Below are 16807 nucleotides of genomic sequence, written 5' to 3'. Positions count from 1 at the left end.
CCGCTTTTTTATTTCTGGATCTATTGTTCGCTGCAAAGATAGCTGGCTCTTTTCTCAACCGTCATGTTACAATTATTTCATATTATGAGATATTAATGAAAGTTGAGAGCGATGCGATGAAGAGGTATTACTCGGAGGATGTCCTGGAGCAGGAGAGCAGGCTTCAGCGGCACTTTAATATTCGCCTGAATTTTTTCTTTTTTAGCACATTCCTGATTTTTACGGTGATGATCGTCCGTCTGGCTATTCTGCAATTTGTTGAGGGGCCATCCCTGGCAGAGCAGGGGGTGGATTTGAAGCTCAAGGATGTTCCGCTTCCGCCGATTCGGGGGACGATCTACGCTGCCGGGGGAGAGAAGCTGGCTTACTCTATGTCGGTGCAATCTCTGTACATTACGCTGCAGAAAGATTATAGCCAGAGCACGGAGCGTGGGAAAGAGAATCGCCCTGAGGCCATAGAATTAGCGAAGAAGCTGAAGGCTGCTTTCGATGCGCATGGTGATGCAAACGAAGGAGCGCTCACGCTTGACGAAATTATCGATGCTTTGGATTTGGAATATCGGAAGGCTAGCGGCTTCGAGCCCCGGCGGATCAAGATGGGGCTCACCTCAAGGGAAATCGCTTATTTTTTGGAGCGGAAGGATCAATTCCCGGGGATCGAGGTGCTGGAAGAGAGTGTCCGTTATTATGACCCGGATCAAGTGGCCGTCCAAACGGTCGGATACATGAGGAAGTACGCGAATGCGTCAACGAATTTGGACTTCTACAAGGAAATTAGAGCATCAGGCGAGTCCAATCCGGCTTTGCAGTATACGGAGACCGAACATGTGGGATACGATGGGCTGGAGCTGTATTATCAAAACGAGCTGCGTGGCAAAAACGGCTTCAAGCAAATTGCTGTAAATTCACGGAACATGGTCAAGGGGATTCCAGAATGGACTGCACCCGAGAAGGGGTACGATCTGCATACGACCATTAACAAAAGTGTACAGCTGGCTGCTCAGCAGGCTATAACCGATCAGTTGAAATGGCTGCACAGCAACCGGGTCTCCGGCAAGCTGCATCCGGATGCCAAAACGGGATATGCGGTAGCCATGGAAGTGGAGACCGGGAATATTGTGGCGATGGCCAGCATGCCCGACTATGACGCAAACGTATGGCAGAGCGGGGGGATATCAGCCGAGGATTGGAAGCGGATCGAGAATAATTACCAGAACGGGACGGTTACTCCCATCAGCTCGGGACGCTCCGGGCATACTTTTGACTCTACCGTATATTTAGGATCGACGGTCAAGCCGTTGTCGGTTCTTATCGGGTTGAATGAGGGCCTGTTCTCGGCAAATGCTCAATACAATGACAAGGGGATCGTTTATTTCGGAAAAAACGACTCCTCCAGCGTCCGGAATTCCGGTCGTGCTGCCTACGGCCCGATGGATCCGTCCAAGGCGATATACAAATCCTCGAACGCTTTTATGGTTGATATGGTAGGCAAGAGGCTTTACAGAAAGTACAGGAGCAAAGGAATCGAAGTATGGGATGAATATATGAAAGAATTTGGCCTTGGTGTGTCGACCGGCATCGATTTACCGAGAGAATTCTATGGTATACTGGATTACCGGGACGAGGGGGAGAGTGAACTGGCAAGGCTGGTCTATGCCTCTTTCGGCCAGCAGGCGAAATATACTCCTCTGCAATTAGCTCAGTATACTGCTACCTTGGCGAGCCGCGGCAAACGGATGGAACCGCACCTGGTGAGCAAAATTACCGATTCAAACGGCAATGTGGTTAAAGTATTCGAGCCGAAAGTACTGAATGAAGTGAACTTTAAAAAGGAGCACTGGGATAAGGTCATCGCTGGGATGAAGACGGATGTGTCAGCATTTAACGGCTTCCCGTATGATTTTGCCCGTAAGACGGGAACCTCGGAGCAGGACTATAAGGGCCGTAAGATCGATAACGGGGTGTTCATCGCCTTTGCTCCCCGGGAGAAACCGAAGCTGGCCGTGGCCGTCGTTGTCCCGGAGGGCGGCTTCGGGTCGACGAGCGCCGCGCCGATTGCCCGCAAAATTTTTGAGGCATACGATTGGGAATACGGGCTGGACGGCGCGCCTAAGAAGCAGGGCCGGAAGGAATAACCCACGCCGAATCAGGCGTATAAGCCGGAGGATGGAAGCAAGAGAAAATTTTTCTCTTGCTTTTTTGTATGGGTATGCCTTAAAATTTGCACTAGGGAAACTTTATTTTATAGGGCAAACAATTGAGGCGACGGGAAACATATGTTTCCCCGCTCAACAACACAAAAAATAATAAATTGACCGGGATATTTGGGAGGGAATGGAATGGATCAGTTAAAAGTCAAGAAGGGTCCGCTGCAGCGCTTGAAAATGACGCTTAGCGTACTGGCATTGATCATAGTGGCAGCATGCTCCAAAGTCGAGGGGGGGATGATTCATGCCTTGCGGGGAGAAGAACAGGAGATTATTCAGGTTGTGGCAACAACGGGCATGATCGCTGACCTCGTTCAGCAAATTGGCGGTACGGAGGTTCAAGTCACGGCACTGATGCGTCCGGGGGTTGACCCGCATTTATTCAAGGCTTCTCAAGGAGATATCCAGAAGCTGGATAAGGCGAACATGGTGTTTTACGGCGGGCTGCATCTCGAAGGGAAAATGACGGAAATTTTGGAGAAGCTGGGACGGCACAAGTACACGGTTCCGGTCTCGAAGGATATTGATCAGGCTCTGCTTCGATCTGGGGCGGATATCAATGGCACGCAATTCGATCCGCATATTTGGTTTGACGTCAAGCTGTGGATTTCTGCAGCGGGGACGGTTCGGGACACGCTTGCCGCTTACGATCCGAATCATGCAGAGCTGTACCGGAAAAATGCCGAGGCATACATCGAAGAGCTGAATGCCCTGGACGCCGAAATCAAGGACAAAATTAACGAAATCCCGGAATCCGGACGGGTGCTGGTCACCGCACATGATGCCTTCGGATATTTCGGGGACGCCTATGGCATGAAGGTTATGGGTTTGCAGGGCATTAGCACGGCAGCCGAATACGGCTCCAAGGATGTCAGCAATCTGCGGGATTATTTGGTCGAGAATAAAATCAAAGCCGTGTTCGTGGAATCGAGCGTTCCCCCTAAGGCAATGGAAGCGGTCATCGCGGGGGCGAAGGAGAAAGGGCATGCCGTCATCATCGGCGGCGAGCTGTACTCTGATTCGCTGGGCGAACCGGGTTCGGGTGCGGATACGTATATTACGATGGTTCGCCATAATGTTAACACCATTGTTGAAGCGTTGAAATAAAATGTAGGATGTCAGCGATTGCCTATGGAAATAAAGGAGCGATAGCAGATGAATTCATATCCGTTGGAAGTACAGCATTTAACGGTGGCTTATCAGAAGAAACCGGTTTTGCGCTCCGTATCTTTTCAAATTCCCTCCGGGAAGCTTATTGGGGTACTCGGGCCAAACGGGGCGGGGAAATCCACACTGCTTAAGGCGGTGCTCGGCCTGATCCCGAAGGTGGACGGGGAAGTGAAAATTTACGGGAAGCCCTATGAAGAACAGCGCAAACTGGTCGGGTATGTTCCCCAGCGGGAGTCGGTGGATTGGGATTTTCCGACGAATGCGCTGGATGTCGTGATGATGGGGAGGTACGGCCACTTAGGCTGGTTCCGCCGTCCCGGGGCAGAGGAACGGAGGATTGCGTTGGACTGTCTAACCAAAGTCGGTATGGCCGACTTTGCCGACCGTCAAATCAGTCAGCTCTCCGGAGGCCAGCAGCAGAGGGTGTTTCTCGCCAGGGCCCTTGCCCAGAATGCTCAGCTGTATTTCATGGATGAGCCCTTTGCTGGAGTGGATGCGACGACGGAGAAGGCGATTATCGGGCTGCTTCACGAATTAAAGGAGCAGGGCAAAACCGTATTGGTCGTCCACCACGACTTGGCTACGGTCAAGGAATATTTCGACCATGTTCTCCTTCTTAATGGAGAGCTGGTTGCGGAGGGGACTACCGAGGATACATTCACCCCGCAAAATTTGCAGAGAACGTACGGAGGGCGGATTGCCATGATCCAGGACTTCGCCGCCGTACCGATAGAGATGGAGTGATTAAGGATGCTGGTATCTATACTCGGATGGTTCAGCGATCCAAATATGAGATGGATCCTGATGGGCTCCCTGCTGCTCGGTTTAGGCAGCGGAGTGATCGGTTCCTTTACGTTTCTGCGCAAACAGAGCCTGCTCGGAGATGCGCTGGCCCATGCAGCATTGCCTGGCATCTGCATCGCCTTCATGCTTAGCGGCGTGAAATCGGTGGGACTGTTCATGATTGGGGCAATCTTGTCAGGCATGCTGGCAACGTTCGGCATCCATTTCGTGACCCGTTACTCCAGAATCAAGCAGGACGCCGCATTAGGCATCGTTCTTACAGTCTTCTTCGGCATCGGAGTCGTCCTGATGACGAAAATTCAGCATAGCGGAAACGGCAATCAGAGCGGTCTTGATAAGTACATGTTTGGGCAGGCTGCCTCGATGATGCTATCCGACGTTTATTTAATGGGGGCTGTCTCCCTTGCGCTCGTCTTGGTGTGTCTGCTGTTCTTCAAGGAATTCAAGCTGGTCAGCTTCGATCCCGGCTTTGCCCGGGGGATGGGACTGAAGGTCGGCTTGTATGAGCAGTTGCTGCTCCTGCTTACGGTTGTCGCCGTAGTCGTCGGCATTCAGGCGGTCGGCGTCGTACTCGTAGCGGCCTTATTGATTACCCCAGCGGTAGCTGCGCGTTACTGGACGGATGCGCTTGGCGTCATGGTCATTCTAGCCGGTCTGTTCGGCGCCCTGTCGGGCGTTACGGGCACATTGATCAGCTCGACATTGTCCAATTTGCCGACAGGACCTGTAACAGTGCTTGCCGCAACAGCTTTATTCGCTGTATCGCTCGTATTTGCGCCGCGAAGAGGGCTGCTTGCGAAATGGATACGGCATAGGCGCACGCAGAAGGATGTGCGCGAAAGACTGGAAATTCATACGGCTACTGCGACGATTAGCCAGCATACGGCCGAAAAGGGGGCGGAATGATGTCCGATTTCTGGATTATTCTAACCGGAACGCTTGTTGCCGCCACCAGCGGCATTCTTGGCTGTTTTCTCGTATTGCGCAAAATGTCGCTGGTCGGCGATGCGATCAGCCACTCCGTACTGCCGGGGATTGCGATCGCCTTTATGGTGGGCGGCTCCAGAGACTCGCTGCTCATGATGATCGGCGCGGCCGTGCTCGGCCTGATTACGGTATTTCTCATTCAGTTGCTGCAGCAGGGTGGGCTGCAGTCGGATGCCTCGATTGGCATCGTCTTCACGGCGCTGTTTGCCATCGGCGTTATATTGATTAGCAGGAACGCCGCGAATATCGATCTCGATCTGGATTGCGTCCTGTTCGGGGAAATTGCCTATGTGCAATGGGATATTCTCATTATCAACGGCTACAACATGGGTCCTGCCGCGGTTTGGTTTCTCGGCATAACCTTGTTTATTGTGCTGCTTGTGATCGGCTTATTCTACAAACAGTTCAAACTGTGCGCCTTCGACCCGGCGCTGGCCGCTGCTCTAGGTATCCCTGTCGCGCTGTTCCATTATCTGCTCATGGGGCTTGTGTCGCTCTCTACGGTGGCTTCCTTTGAAAGCGTGGGCGCCATTCTCGTCGTCGGCATGCTGATCGTTCCGGCGTCGACGGCCTACCTGCTTACAGACCGTTTGAGCCGAATGCTGCTGTACAGCGTAATCATCGGTGCGCTTAGCTCGGCTGGAGGATATTATTTTGCCAAATGGCTCGATGCATCTATTGCCGGCTCCATGATTACCGTAGCGGGTCTGCTCTTCCTGCTGGCTTTTCTGTTCTCCCCGCTGCATGGCCTGGTTGCACGGCATAATAAACGGCGCCGCATGAAATCCATGACGGTATAAAGGCATAATAAGGCGTAACGGCCTGGCTTCAGAAGCTGCAATTCCGAATTTTACGGAATGCGGCTTCTTTTGCTTTTTAAAAGTGTTGAATGTTGATCAAGGAGTAATGTAATGTATTAATAAATACTGTGGAGCAAAGGAGTTGTTGGCGCTTGCTGATCAAGCTGGACGTTGCGAATTACGATACAGCCAAAAAAATGATTGATATACAGATTCCTGCCTACAAGGTTGAAGCTGAGCTGATCGGTTATGACGGCATTCCTCAATTGCAGGATACCGTAGAAACGATGATGCAATGCCGGGAGAAGTTCGTCGGATATTTGCTGGGCGGGGAGCTTGTGGCCTTCATCTCTTATGAGGAGACGGAGCAAGAGGTCGAGATTTGCCGGCTGGTCGTGCATCCGTATCATTTCCGCAAGAAAATCGCCACCATTCTCGTTGAGCATATCGTGGAGACGATCTCACAAGGCCGTTCGATTCGCGTAAATACGGGAGCACTGAATTTTCCTGCCAAGGGATTGTACCAAATGTTCGGCTTCCGGCAGGTCAAGGATATCGAGGTTGCCCCAGGAGTATTCATTACCGAGCTTAGGAGAAATTAGGCAAACCGTATGTCTTGATGGGGATTATGGTAGAATGGCGTATATATAGAGAAAACATTGCATCTAGGATTGGAGGAGCAATAATTGAAGTACAAATTGCTAGCACTGGACATGGATGGAACCTTGCTGAACAGCAATCATGAGATTTCCCCGAAAACGGAGGAATGGCTGCGCAAAGCGATGGCTGCGGGCGTTCATGTTTGCTTGTCGACGGGAAGAAGCTACGATGAAGCCGTCTCCTACGGTGAGCAGCTGGGACTCGATACCCCGATGATCACCGTCAACGGCAGCGAGGTATGGCGAACGCCCCATGAGCTGTATCATCGTGAATTGTTCGACTATCGGCTGATTGGCCAAATGCATGAAATTGCCAGAAAGAAAGACGTTTACTTCTGGGCATATGCCGTGGAAGGCCTATATAGGGAAGATAATTGGGACCCGAGCCTGCTGGAGCGCAACCAGTGGCTTAAATTCGGTTATACGACGAACGACGATCAGCTTCGCCATGAGATTAACATGGAGCTGCAAAATTTAAGCGGGCTGGAAATCACCAACTCCTCCCCTTATAATCTTGAAATCAATCCGGAGGGGGTCAACAAAGCGAGCGGGGCGGCCATGGTCTGCAAGCTGCTTGGCCTGCAAATGTCGGAAGTCGTCGCAATCGGCGACAGCTTGAATGATCTGGCGGCCATTCAGGCCGCAGGCCTTGGCGTAGCCATGGGGAACGCGCAAATCGCGGTCAAGGAGAATGCAGACGTGGTTACGGCTTCCAACGATGACGACGGCATTGCCTTGATTATTCGCGATTATATTTTGACGGAGGAGTGATCCGCCTTTGGATATACTCGGCTGGATTATTGTTATCGCGCTGTTCGTAACCGGGATGGCCGGGGCGGTGTTCCCCGTGCTTCCGGGCGTACTGGCCATTTATGCGGCCTTTTTCGTCTACGGGTGGTTTTTCTCGTTCGAGGCATTGGGCCCGGTCTTCTGGATTGTCCAGACGCTGATCGTTGTGGCTCTGCTTGTGGCGGATTACGCCGTCGGCGCCTGGGGCGTCAAGAAATACGGGGGCAGCAAGCTGTCGGTCTGGCTGAGCACGATTGGAATTATTATCGGCCCGTTTGTCATTCCGGCGTTTGGGCTTATTCTTGGCCCGCTAGTTGGAGCGATGATCGGGGAACTGATTAAGGGCGAAAGCCTGTCCAAGGCGTTTAAGGTTGGAATCGGCTCTGTCGTCGGCCTGCTCAGCAGCATGGCTGTGAAGATCGTGCTGCAGCTTGCGATGATTATCCTGTTCGTGATATGGATCGCATCTTTTTAGGGGGAAGGCTAGATTCTTGCCTAATCGAGTGGAAAGAAGGAAAAATCGTTGTCCAAGAAGGAATCATTTGTTAAAGGAACGTTGATTTTAGCTGGTGCCGCGCTGATCGCAAGGCTCCTTGGCCTATTTCAGCGCGTACCGTTAGAGCATATATTGGGAGACGTCGGGAACGCATCTTATGTCCTTGCTAACGGGATTTATTTTATGCTTTTGCCGCTCGCTACCGCGGGCCTGCCAAGTACGCTAAGCCGAATGGTCTCCGAACGCCATGCCCTTAACCGGCCAGCCGAGTCGGAGCGGATATATCAGGCGGCGCTCTGGTTTGCTGCTGTTACCGGCATTGTTATGTCTTTGCTGCTATATTTTGCCGCGCCTTATTATGCGGCTGCTTCCCGCGTGCCGGAGGCGGCTATCGCGATCAGGACGCTGGCTCCTGCCTTGCTGATTTTTCCACTGATTGCAATCATGCGCGGTTATCTGCAAGGGCGCAATATTATGATTGCGGGCGGCATATCGCAGGTCATTGAACAAATCGTACGCGTGGGCTCGGGAATTTCGCTGGCCTTTGTGCTGTACCATATGAACGCCAAGGGCGAGGAGATTGCCGCGGCGGCGACGTTTGGAGCTGTGCTTGGGGGCGTGGCTGCGCTGATCGTCATGCTGTATTTCAACGCAAAGACGAAGCGTCAGGACAAGAAGGACGGCTTGCTGCAGGCTAAGGATGATCCCAACCGGCTGCCTTTCTCCAAAATTTATTTGGAAATCTTCAAGCTGTCGATTCCGATCGTGCTGTCTTCGCTGACCGTGCCTGCGGTCAATTTCATCGACGGCTCGATTCTGAAACCGCTGCTCAGCCAGCATATCGGTTCGGAGCAGGCGACATATATTCTCGGTATCCTTGGAAACCGCGCCCAAATGATCGCGGGCATTCCGCCGATTCTGGCGATCGCGCTCAGCACGTCGCTGCTGCCGATCATTTCGGCTGCATTTGCCCGGAAGGACGAGGAGCATCTCCATCAGCAGGTCACGCTCGCGATGCGAGTGTCGGTATTGACGGGGATGCCTATGGTCATCGCGCTGACTACAGCGGCTTATTCCGTCAATGGGTTGCTGTTCAGTACACGTGACGGCAGCAGCATTATCGCGATGCTGACCTTCGGGACGATCTTTCAGATCACGATGATGATCAGCAATTCCATCCTCATCGGGGTCGACAAGGTGAACCTCTCTATGGTTCACGTTGGCATCGGCGTAACGGTGAAGCTGGCGCTCAGCTTGCTGCTTGCCCCGCTGCTGGGGATTTACGGCATCATCCTCGCAACGATTCTGTGCTTCCTGACGATTACGCTGCTGAATGTCAGAACGATGAAGAAAATCGTGCCTTTCTCCATCATGGGCGGCCGCTGGACGGGCTTCCTGTTAACAGTCGCCCTGCTGTCCGGCGTCGGCTACGGCCTCAATCAGGCGGGCATCCACCTGGTATCCGTGCTGCCGGACCGTCTGGCCTTCTTCATTACCTGCTGCATCGTCGGTTTGGCGGTCGTCGGCCTGTACCCGGTGCTGCTGGTCGTGCTCCGCGTTGTCCGGAAAGACGAGCTTGCAACTTATCCGGGGCCGCTGCGCAAGCTGCTGTCCCCGCTGATGCGTCTGCAGCGCGGCGGACAGCCGAGCCAGGGCCGCTAATCGGCCTTGATGGATTCGGCGGCATCATGGGCGAGCGCGGTCTTCAGCACGCCCGTCCGGTGCTCGCGGCTGATGTCGCAGAGCAGCGGCGTCTGAGGCGCGCTGATGCCGTCCAGCGCGCTCGTGTCCTTGAGCCAATCCTCACGGGATATTGGCTCATAGGGCGTGTCGCCCCAAGCATCCAGGAGCTTGGGGCTGTAGAGACGCTCGCCGGGCGGCAGCGTCTCGCTCTCAAGAAGCTCTGACCCCTGCAAGGGTGTGGTCAGAGCTTCTTCTTTATTGGCCGTGAAGATGTCCGGCCAATAATCGGCGCGCGAGCCGCTGTGCGGCACCGCTCGCGCGAAGGCCTCGGCGCCGCTGCGCACGGCGCCAAGGCCCATGAGCATCGCGTACAGGCTTTTGCCTAGCGCGATGCGGGCGGGGAGGCTGCCGAAGTCGGTGACGGTTCGGCCGGCCAGGCGGGTCACGCTCGTCCCCTCGCGAAGCGGGATGATCAGCTGGTTGAGGCCGGACAAACTATATAGATGGAAGTTTGATTTCTCGGTGACATGCCGCTGGTAGAAAGGGTGACGGATAACCCGCTGCTCGATATAGTTCTGCTCATTGATGATCAGGCCGACGGTCAGCAGCGCGCTGCCCCGGTCAATCCAGAAGCGCTCCCAGAAAGGCCTCATGAACCGCGATACGCTGAAATACCGCAGCAGATGGAACTGGCTTGCGCCAAGTTCGCGGCTTTTCCGGTACAGCAGCAGCTGCGGGTAGGCATCTTGAAAAATAAGCGCATTGCTGCGCTCCAGAAACCGGTAAGTGGCCCGCTTGCCTTCTTCGCTCAGCATATCGGCGACCCGGCTCCCGCGGAGGTCGGTCATATTCCAGCCCGCGTTCCGGGATACGATGTGGGCCAGAAAGGCCCAGTGCAGCTCCGGGCAGGCCTCATAGCATTCCAGATATGCGGCGGTGCGCGTAATGTTGCTGATTCCGGCGCGGCTCGTAGCCGTCTGAATATCCTCGGCCAACTCCCGGTCGGTTCGGGTTAGTTCCTCGTCGTCCTGATTCCGGTAAGCCGCCCCCCGCTTCAGGAGTTCCTCGATCTCCCCGGAGACGGTGCGGGCGGCTGCTTCGTTCCAATCCAGCGGGAGAGGGTCCCCGCGGAGCTTGGTGGAATTGGCGATGTCCTCCGCTTTGCCGCGGATTGCATCTCTGACCGCAGAAGGCAGGTTCACCAGCAGCTGTGTAAGACGATTCTGCTTCATGTGAGTCCCTCGCTTTATTTTCACACGTTGTTATTACAAAGTATGGCCTAAAGATTTGACTTCCACTCTTCATTTTGATTGACTTAATTAAAGAACGATACACAGAAGGGAATGGTCCAAGTGAAACAAGTGGCATCCGCCGCAGAATTCAACGTCAGCATTCAATCCAGCAATTTGGTCGTCGCCGTGTTCAAAGCGGACTGGTGCGGCGATTGCAAGTTTATCGATCCTTTCATGCCGGAGGTCGAGGAGAAGTATGCGGATCGCTTGACTCTCATCGAAGTCGACGTAGACAAAGTGGGTGAAGTCAGCCAGGAGCAGAACATTCTGGGCATTCCAAGCTTTGTGGCCTATGCCGATGGAAGAGAGCTGGTCAGATTCGTAAACAAGCTGCGGAAGTCGCGCGAAGAGATCGAGGATTTCCTGAACAAAGCGCTGGATGTATATCACACGCTTCATGATACGCCCGAAAGAAAAGAGTAGGCAGCCGCGGAGTTATTCAGTTCAAACAGCTAATCTCAATAACAAAAATCACATCGCCCTTCGAAATCACCGGGGGGCGATGTTTTATTTTTGAATATTTTGTCACAGTTTCACTATGTCGTCCCGTTCCTTATCGGTTATAATGAAGAATGATTTATGGGAAAACGAATAATTGATAAGAAACACGGTTCTTATTATCCTAAATTGCAGGTGAGAAACCTTTGAACACGAAGCAACTGAAATGGATCGCTTATATTTCCTGTTTTGTTATGTTTTTGGCTACTTTGGGAGGAAGCGTTGTCACCAAGACGGAATCGGGCCTTGGCTGCGGCAACGAGTGGCCGCTCTGTCATGGGAAATTCGTTCCGGCCCACACGGTAGCCTCATTGATTGAGTACTCGCACCGGGCGGTCAGCGGGGCTGCCGGCCTGCTTGCCGTCGCGGCGTTCGTGGCCTTCTGGAGGTACCGCAAGAATCGCAAAGACCTGCAGACCTACGCGCTGCTGGCCCTAATATTTGTAATGGTTCAGGCTTTTATGGGCGCGATGGCCGTCGTTTATCCGACGTCGTCGGCGGTCATGGCGCTGCATTTCGGCTTTTCGCTGATCGCCTTTGCCAGCTCGATCATGCTGGCGCTTGGCATCCGCGAGGATGAAGCCAGGCAGGGACGGGCTCCTTCGGCTCCGGCCGTCCGGGTGTCCAAGGCCTTCCGCAACCTCGTATGGGCGGCGACAGGTTATACTTATATCGTCGTATACATTGGCGCATACGTGAGCCATACCGATTCCGCAGGCGGGTGTCTGGGATGGCCGCTTTGCAACGGTCAACTGGTTCCAGAACTGACGGGCGGCGTGGCGATTGCCTTTATCCACCGGGTGGCCGCTGCACTGCTGATGATCCTCATTGCGATCATGGGGCATATTGCCTACTGGAAGCATCCGGGCAACGGCGAGGTGCGTGCTTTGGGATTGACGGCGACGATTCTTGCAGTCATTCAGATATTTACCGGGGCAGGCATCGTCTTTACGATGAACAATTATCACGTTTATTTGTTTACGTCGCTAGCGCATATCGTCGTGTTGGCAGCCCTGTTCGGAGTGCTATCCTATTTATGCGTACGAACCTGGCAAATGAGCCGCCTGCATAGCGAGCAGGCGCAGGGACAGAAGCAGGAAACAGCGATCAAACCCGGCCAATCGTAAGCTATTGAAGCACGGTCTTATGAGTTAGTTCAATGCCTGTCACACTAAAGCTGTGATCTCATCCAGGGAAGCGAGGAATGGATATGCTGCGCGCACTGCTTGGCGAACCACCGAGACGGAATGAAGGAATATTGGCGGATACGATGGAAGCCATGGACAAGACAATCAAGCTGCTTCGAAAAGAAATGGAGCTGCATCAAGATCCCTCGCATGATTTTCGCAAGCTGGAAATATGGATTTTCGGCTTGGTTTCTTCCCTTGATGAGCTGGAGCAGTGCAAATATGCAGCTAATTATTTTCGGCGGAAGGTTACGCATGATTATTTGGAGGATATGCCTCCCGCTGAGAAGAATGATTATGCCCGGTACGTGTACTTCTACAAGGATGGGTTCATTCGCGTTTTCTCCATATTGGACAAGCTGGGAACGGTGCTGAACGAGCTGTTTGATCTGAAGACGTCCAAAGTGAAGGCGCATTTTTCCTATTTCACAGTGCTGCGTCAATTCAGGTATTTGAAGGTGCATCCGGAGCTGGCGAACGACCTGTTTGCTATTAAGGACAGGCACAAGGAAGCGATGAGCGTGCTGCGCCGCCGCCGCAATACCGAAATCCACTATATGAACGCGGAAATGCAGGATGACTTGTGGCAGCGGCATCAGGGGCTGAACAACAAGCTCGAGCTAGAAGACCTCGACAAGAATCTGGAAGATTTGGAGCATGGGTATAGGATGGTGTGCGAGACATTGCATACGGTATTTGTTTACACGAACCAAAGATGGAAAAAAGTTAAACAGATTCAGCGCCTAGATATAAAGTAATTTCCTTTGACAAACGCAAGGAAAGAATCTATACTCTATTTCTAGAATAGTTTCAGAAAAATTCAATGATGTTCTTTCATAAAATTTCATATTTTCTTATCAAGAGAGGCGGAGGGAAAGGCCCGATGAAGCCCAGCAACCGATTTGCAAAGAAGTGTGGCATGGATACCGCAGCTTTCGGCAAATGTCATGGTGCTAATTCCTTCAAGATCGCAGGCGTGAAAGAGCGAGCGGTTTTGGTAGATGAGAAGGCATTGTCTTTACGTAAAGAGAGCCCTCGGAATCTGCAGGGCTCTTTATTTATATGATCGGCAGTACGCGGAAGGGTTAATTTTATAAGGAGTCTATTTATGTGTAACGGGGGGACACTAGCTTGATTGAACTCAAACAGCTCACTAAAACATACGGCAACAAAAAAAAAGCGACCACTGCTTTGTCCGGGCTGAACCTTACCGTGAAAAAGGGCGAAATATTTGGGGTCATCGGTCATTCCGGGGCCGGCAAAAGTACGCTCATCCGCTGCATTAATTTACTAGAGCGGCCGACGGAGGGCGAGGTTTGGGTAGGCGGCGTGGAGTTGACCAAGCTGAAGCGGAGAGAGCTTCAGCAGCAGCGCCGGAAAATCGGGATGATTTTTCAGCATTTCAATCTGCTGTCCTCGGCGACCGTATATGATAATATCGCATTTCCGCTGAAGCTGATGGGCGTTCCGAAATTGCAAATAGCCGCTAAAGTGAACGAGCTTCTGGAGCTCGTCGGCCTGACTCAGCATCAGAAAAAATATCCTGCACAGCTGTCCGGAGGCCAAAAGCAGCGGGTCGGCATCGCCCGGGCGCTCGCCAGCGACCCTGACGTGCTGCTCTGCGACGAAGCGACGTCAGCCCTGGATCCGCAGACGACGGATTCCATCCTGAATCTGCTGCTGGAGATTAACCGCAAATTTCATCTGACCATTCTGCTGATCACGCACGAGATGCATGTCATTCAGCGTATCTGCGACCGGGTTGCCGTCATTCATCAGGGCGGCATCGTTGAGGAGGGGCCGGTGACCGAAGTGTTCCTGAAGCCGCGGCATACGGTTACGCGCGAATTCATCAGCCGGGAGCTAGCCGGCGACGAAGGCTTTAGACAGACCTCCTCGGTTCCGCTGCCAGCATGGGCGCGATTGGTCAGAATCACGTTTCTGGGCGCCAAAACCTATGAATCCGTACTGTCTCAGGTCGTCCGGGAGACGGGGGTCAACTTCGCCATCCTGCAGGGCACGATTTCAACGATTAAGGATACGCCATACGGTCAGCTGACGGTATCCTTCGAAGGAGACAATGCCAAGGTAGATGAGACGCTGGAGCTGCTGCGGCAACGCGATCTTGATGTGGAGGTGATCGGGTAATGTCGAATTTGGATTTTTCCAAAGTGAACTGGGACGAGATGCGCGTCGCCACGGGCGATACGCTGCTCATGATGGGCTATGCGACCTTGTTTACCTTTCTGATCGGCCTGCCGCTCGGGATTCTGCTGTACAGCTTCTCGCGCTCGAACCATTGGTTTATCGGCCTGCTCTATAGAGTTCTGTCGCTGATCGTCAACATTCTCCGGTCGGTTCCATTCGTCATCCTGATCGTGGCGCTTATTCCGCTGACCCGGGCTATCGTTGGGGTATCGATGGGCGTACAGGGAACGATCCCGCCGCTGGTCATCGGAGCTGCTCCGTTCTTCGCACGTCTCGTTGAGACTGCGCTGCGTGAAGTCGACCGAGGCGTTATCGAAGCCTCCCAAGCGATGGGAGCCTCCCCGCTGCAGGTCATCCGCAAGGTGCTGCTGCCTGAGGCGCTTCCCGGCCTGATCGCCGGAATGACGATTACGGCGGTAACGCTCGTCTCCTACACGGCGATGTCCGGGATGGTCGGAGGCGGCGGACTTGGCGACCTGGCGATCCGGTACGGTTATTACCGCTACCAGATGGAGGTTATGATCGTATCGGTTGTCTTTATGGTCATTCTCGTGCAGCTGCTGCAAATGATTGGCGATCGTTTTGTCATTTATTTTACGCGGAAATAAGGAATTACAATATATATCGTGCTGCTACAGATCTAGCACATCCTTATTCAAAAAAACATATTCATTAGGAGGGCATACTGCAATGAAAAAATGGACATTATCTTTCTTGACGCTGGCGCTTGTTCTGGTACTTGCTGCTTGCGGAAATGCCAAAAACAATGGCAACGGTGCGGCAGAGGCTCCGCAGAACAACGCTGGAAACGCGGAGCAATCCGCACCGGCAGAATCGGTTAAACTGGTTGTGGGCGCTACTGTGCCGCATGCTGACATTCTGAAGTTCGTCGCTCCGAAATTGAAAGAGGAAGGCGTAGAACTGGAAGTCAAAGAATTTACGGACTATGTTCAACCGAACGTGCAAGTGTTCGAGAAGCAGCTGGATGCAAACTACTTCCAGCATCAGCCGTACCTGGATGATCAAAACGAGAAAAACAGCATGGATTTGGTTCCTGTAGTAGGCATTCACGTGGAGCCGTTTGGCGCTTACTCCAAAAAGTATACATCCGCTGATGAAATTGCCGACGGAGCGAAGGTTGCTATTCCCAACGATGCTACAAACGGCGGACGCGCGCTCCTGTTGTTGGAGAAACAAGGTTTGATCAAGCTGAAGGAAGGCGCTGGCATTGCGGCAACGAAAGCAGATATCGTCGAGAACTCTAAAAATCTAGATATTAAAGAGCTTGATGCGGCTATGCTGCCTCGCCAATTGGATGAAGTAGACTTCGCTTTGATTAACACGAACTATGCGATCGAAGCAGGCCTGAACCCGGTTAACGATTCCCTCTTCATCGAGGATAAGGAATCTCCTTACACCAACCTGCTGGTAGCACGTCCAGACAACAAGGATTCCGATGCGATCCAGAAGCTGGCGGCAGCTCTGACTTCAGATGATGTAAGAAAGTTCATTGAAGAGACGTATGAGGGAGCATTGGTTCCTGTATTCTAAATCGTCCTTTTGTATAATATCCAAGTCCCGCCTCCCTTTATGGGAGGGCGGGATTTTTTAGTGTTCCATATGATCCGGCATCGAATCTAACAGGATAAATGGATTTTTGGTATTTAAGATTTGAAAACTGGCGTAAAATGTACATCTAAATGGATCGCTTGTCATTAGAATGAATGCTGAGGCAGGATGACACGAGTCAGCCTTATTTTAATGCATGGTTTCCATTTAATTCTCTGAATATGAATATATGCGCTAAAATAAATACAGAGGATCCAACTAAACCCGTATCCCCATCACCTTCATCCTGCTCTCGTTCCTTTGTCTGAAGAAGCTGCTTTAACACGATAAGGGATTGTAGTTGGAAGCTGCTCTTTTCCGTTACATCATGATTAGCTGTAGCTTGATTAGCCGGAGCTTGAGCTTCTGCTTTATGGTCTGAACCTTGTTGTTTGTGGGAATGCTTCAAATCTTTTATA

General features: G+C 52.5%; 17 protein-coding genes and 1 riboswitch. Of the genes, 15 read left to right on the top strand and 2 right to left on the bottom strand.

Annotation, left to right across the window (positions count from 1 at the left end; genetic code table 11):
- Positions 1-116: 116 nt before the first annotated feature.
- From QNH46_RS19910 to QNH46_RS19870, 9 genes are all read left to right on the top strand, one after another.
- Positions 117-2135 (top strand): peptidoglycan D,D-transpeptidase FtsI family protein, encoded by a 2019-nt coding sequence (locus QNH46_RS19910; protein WP_283928509.1) that lies wholly within the window; start codon positions 117-119, stop codon positions 2133-2135.
- A 204-nt stretch (positions 2136-2339) separates the two neighbouring features.
- On the top strand, positions 2340-3314 hold the full coding sequence (locus tag QNH46_RS19905) for a metal ABC transporter solute-binding protein, Zn/Mn family (protein ID WP_283925738.1): 975 nt from the start codon (positions 2340-2342) through the stop codon (positions 3312-3314).
- Between the two features lie 48 nt (positions 3315-3362).
- Entirely contained in the window at positions 3363-4121 is a 759-nt protein-coding gene (locus QNH46_RS19900) for a metal ABC transporter ATP-binding protein (RefSeq protein WP_155612661.1), read from the top strand.
- 6 nt (positions 4122-4127) lie between these two features.
- The gene (locus QNH46_RS19895) at positions 4128-5087 is read left to right on the top strand and encodes a metal ABC transporter permease (protein ID WP_283925737.1); all 960 of its coding nucleotides are present in this window, start codon (positions 4128-4130) and stop codon (positions 5085-5087) included.
- On the top strand, positions 5087-5968 hold the full coding sequence (locus QNH46_RS19890; RefSeq protein WP_283925736.1) for a metal ABC transporter permease: 882 nt from the start codon (positions 5087-5089) through the stop codon (positions 5966-5968). Before QNH46_RS19895 ends, QNH46_RS19890 begins: the two co-directional genes overlap by 1 nt.
- Before the next feature lie 152 nt (positions 5969-6120).
- Complete coding sequence (locus QNH46_RS19885; protein WP_196427261.1) at positions 6121-6570, top strand: GNAT family N-acetyltransferase; 450 nt, start codon at positions 6121-6123, stop codon at positions 6568-6570.
- Positions 6571-6681: 111 nt separating this feature from the next.
- Positions 6682-7398 (top strand): Cof-type HAD-IIB family hydrolase, encoded by a 717-nt coding sequence (locus tag QNH46_RS19880; protein WP_244996718.1) that lies wholly within the window; start codon positions 6682-6684, stop codon positions 7396-7398.
- A 7-nt stretch (positions 7399-7405) separates the two neighbouring features.
- Complete coding sequence (locus tag QNH46_RS19875) at positions 7406-7891, top strand: DUF456 domain-containing protein (protein WP_283925735.1); 486 nt, start codon at positions 7406-7408, stop codon at positions 7889-7891.
- 48 nt (positions 7892-7939) lie between these two features.
- Complete coding sequence (locus QNH46_RS19870) at positions 7940-9574, top strand: putative polysaccharide biosynthesis protein (protein WP_213593192.1); 1635 nt, start codon at positions 7940-7942, stop codon at positions 9572-9574.
- On the opposite strand, the gene QNH46_RS19865 is transcribed toward QNH46_RS19870, so the two are convergent.
- Positions 9571-10827 (bottom strand): DUF2515 family protein, encoded by a 1257-nt coding sequence (locus QNH46_RS19865; RefSeq protein ID WP_283925734.1) that lies wholly within the window; start codon positions 10825-10827, stop codon positions 9571-9573. The two genes, QNH46_RS19870 and QNH46_RS19865, sit on opposite strands and share 4 nt — an antisense overlap.
- A 111-nt stretch (positions 10828-10938) precedes the next feature.
- Here QNH46_RS19865 and QNH46_RS19860 point away from each other — a divergent pair, with 111 nt between their 5' ends.
- The 6 genes from QNH46_RS19860 to QNH46_RS19835 all read left to right on the top strand — a co-directional run bounded on the left by QNH46_RS19860 (position 10939) and on the right by QNH46_RS19835 (position 16331).
- Positions 10939-11310: a thioredoxin family protein gene (locus QNH46_RS19860; RefSeq protein WP_155612668.1), complete on the top strand. Its 372-nt coding sequence runs from the start codon at positions 10939-10941 to the stop codon at positions 11308-11310.
- Between the two features lie 221 nt (positions 11311-11531).
- A complete protein-coding gene (locus QNH46_RS19855; RefSeq protein ID WP_213593198.1) occupies positions 11532-12512 on the top strand; it encodes a COX15/CtaA family protein in 981 nt (326 codons plus the stop codon).
- A gap of 83 nt (positions 12513-12595) precedes the next feature.
- The gene (locus QNH46_RS19850; protein WP_283928508.1) at positions 12596-13330 is read left to right on the top strand and encodes a Cthe_2314 family HEPN domain-containing protein; all 735 of its coding nucleotides are present in this window, start codon (positions 12596-12598) and stop codon (positions 13328-13330) included.
- Positions 13331-13423: 93 nt separating this feature from the next.
- Positions 13424-13580, top strand: a riboswitch (SAM riboswitch).
- Between the two features lie 123 nt (positions 13581-13703).
- Complete coding sequence (locus QNH46_RS19845) at positions 13704-14720, top strand: methionine ABC transporter ATP-binding protein (protein WP_213593200.1); 1017 nt, start codon at positions 13704-13706, stop codon at positions 14718-14720.
- The gene (locus QNH46_RS19840) at positions 14720-15388 is read left to right on the top strand and encodes a methionine ABC transporter permease (RefSeq protein ID WP_155612671.1); all 669 of its coding nucleotides are present in this window, start codon (positions 14720-14722) and stop codon (positions 15386-15388) included. Before QNH46_RS19845 ends, QNH46_RS19840 begins: the two co-directional genes overlap by 1 nt.
- A gap of 82 nt (positions 15389-15470) precedes the next feature.
- Positions 15471-16331: a MetQ/NlpA family ABC transporter substrate-binding protein gene (locus tag QNH46_RS19835; RefSeq protein ID WP_283925733.1), complete on the top strand. Its 861-nt coding sequence runs from the start codon at positions 15471-15473 to the stop codon at positions 16329-16331.
- A gap of 202 nt (positions 16332-16533) precedes the next feature.
- Here QNH46_RS19835 and QNH46_RS19830 read toward each other — a convergent pair whose 3' ends face one another.
- A complete protein-coding gene (locus QNH46_RS19830; RefSeq protein WP_283925732.1) occupies positions 16534-16797 on the bottom strand; it encodes a hypothetical protein in 264 nt (87 codons plus the stop codon).
- Between the last annotated feature and the right edge of the window lie 10 nt (positions 16798-16807).

Source organism: Paenibacillus woosongensis, assembly GCF_030122845.1.
GTDB lineage: Bacteria > Bacillota > Bacilli > Paenibacillales > Paenibacillaceae > Fontibacillus > Fontibacillus woosongensis_A.
This window is presented reverse-complemented; position numbering and strand designations above follow the sequence as displayed.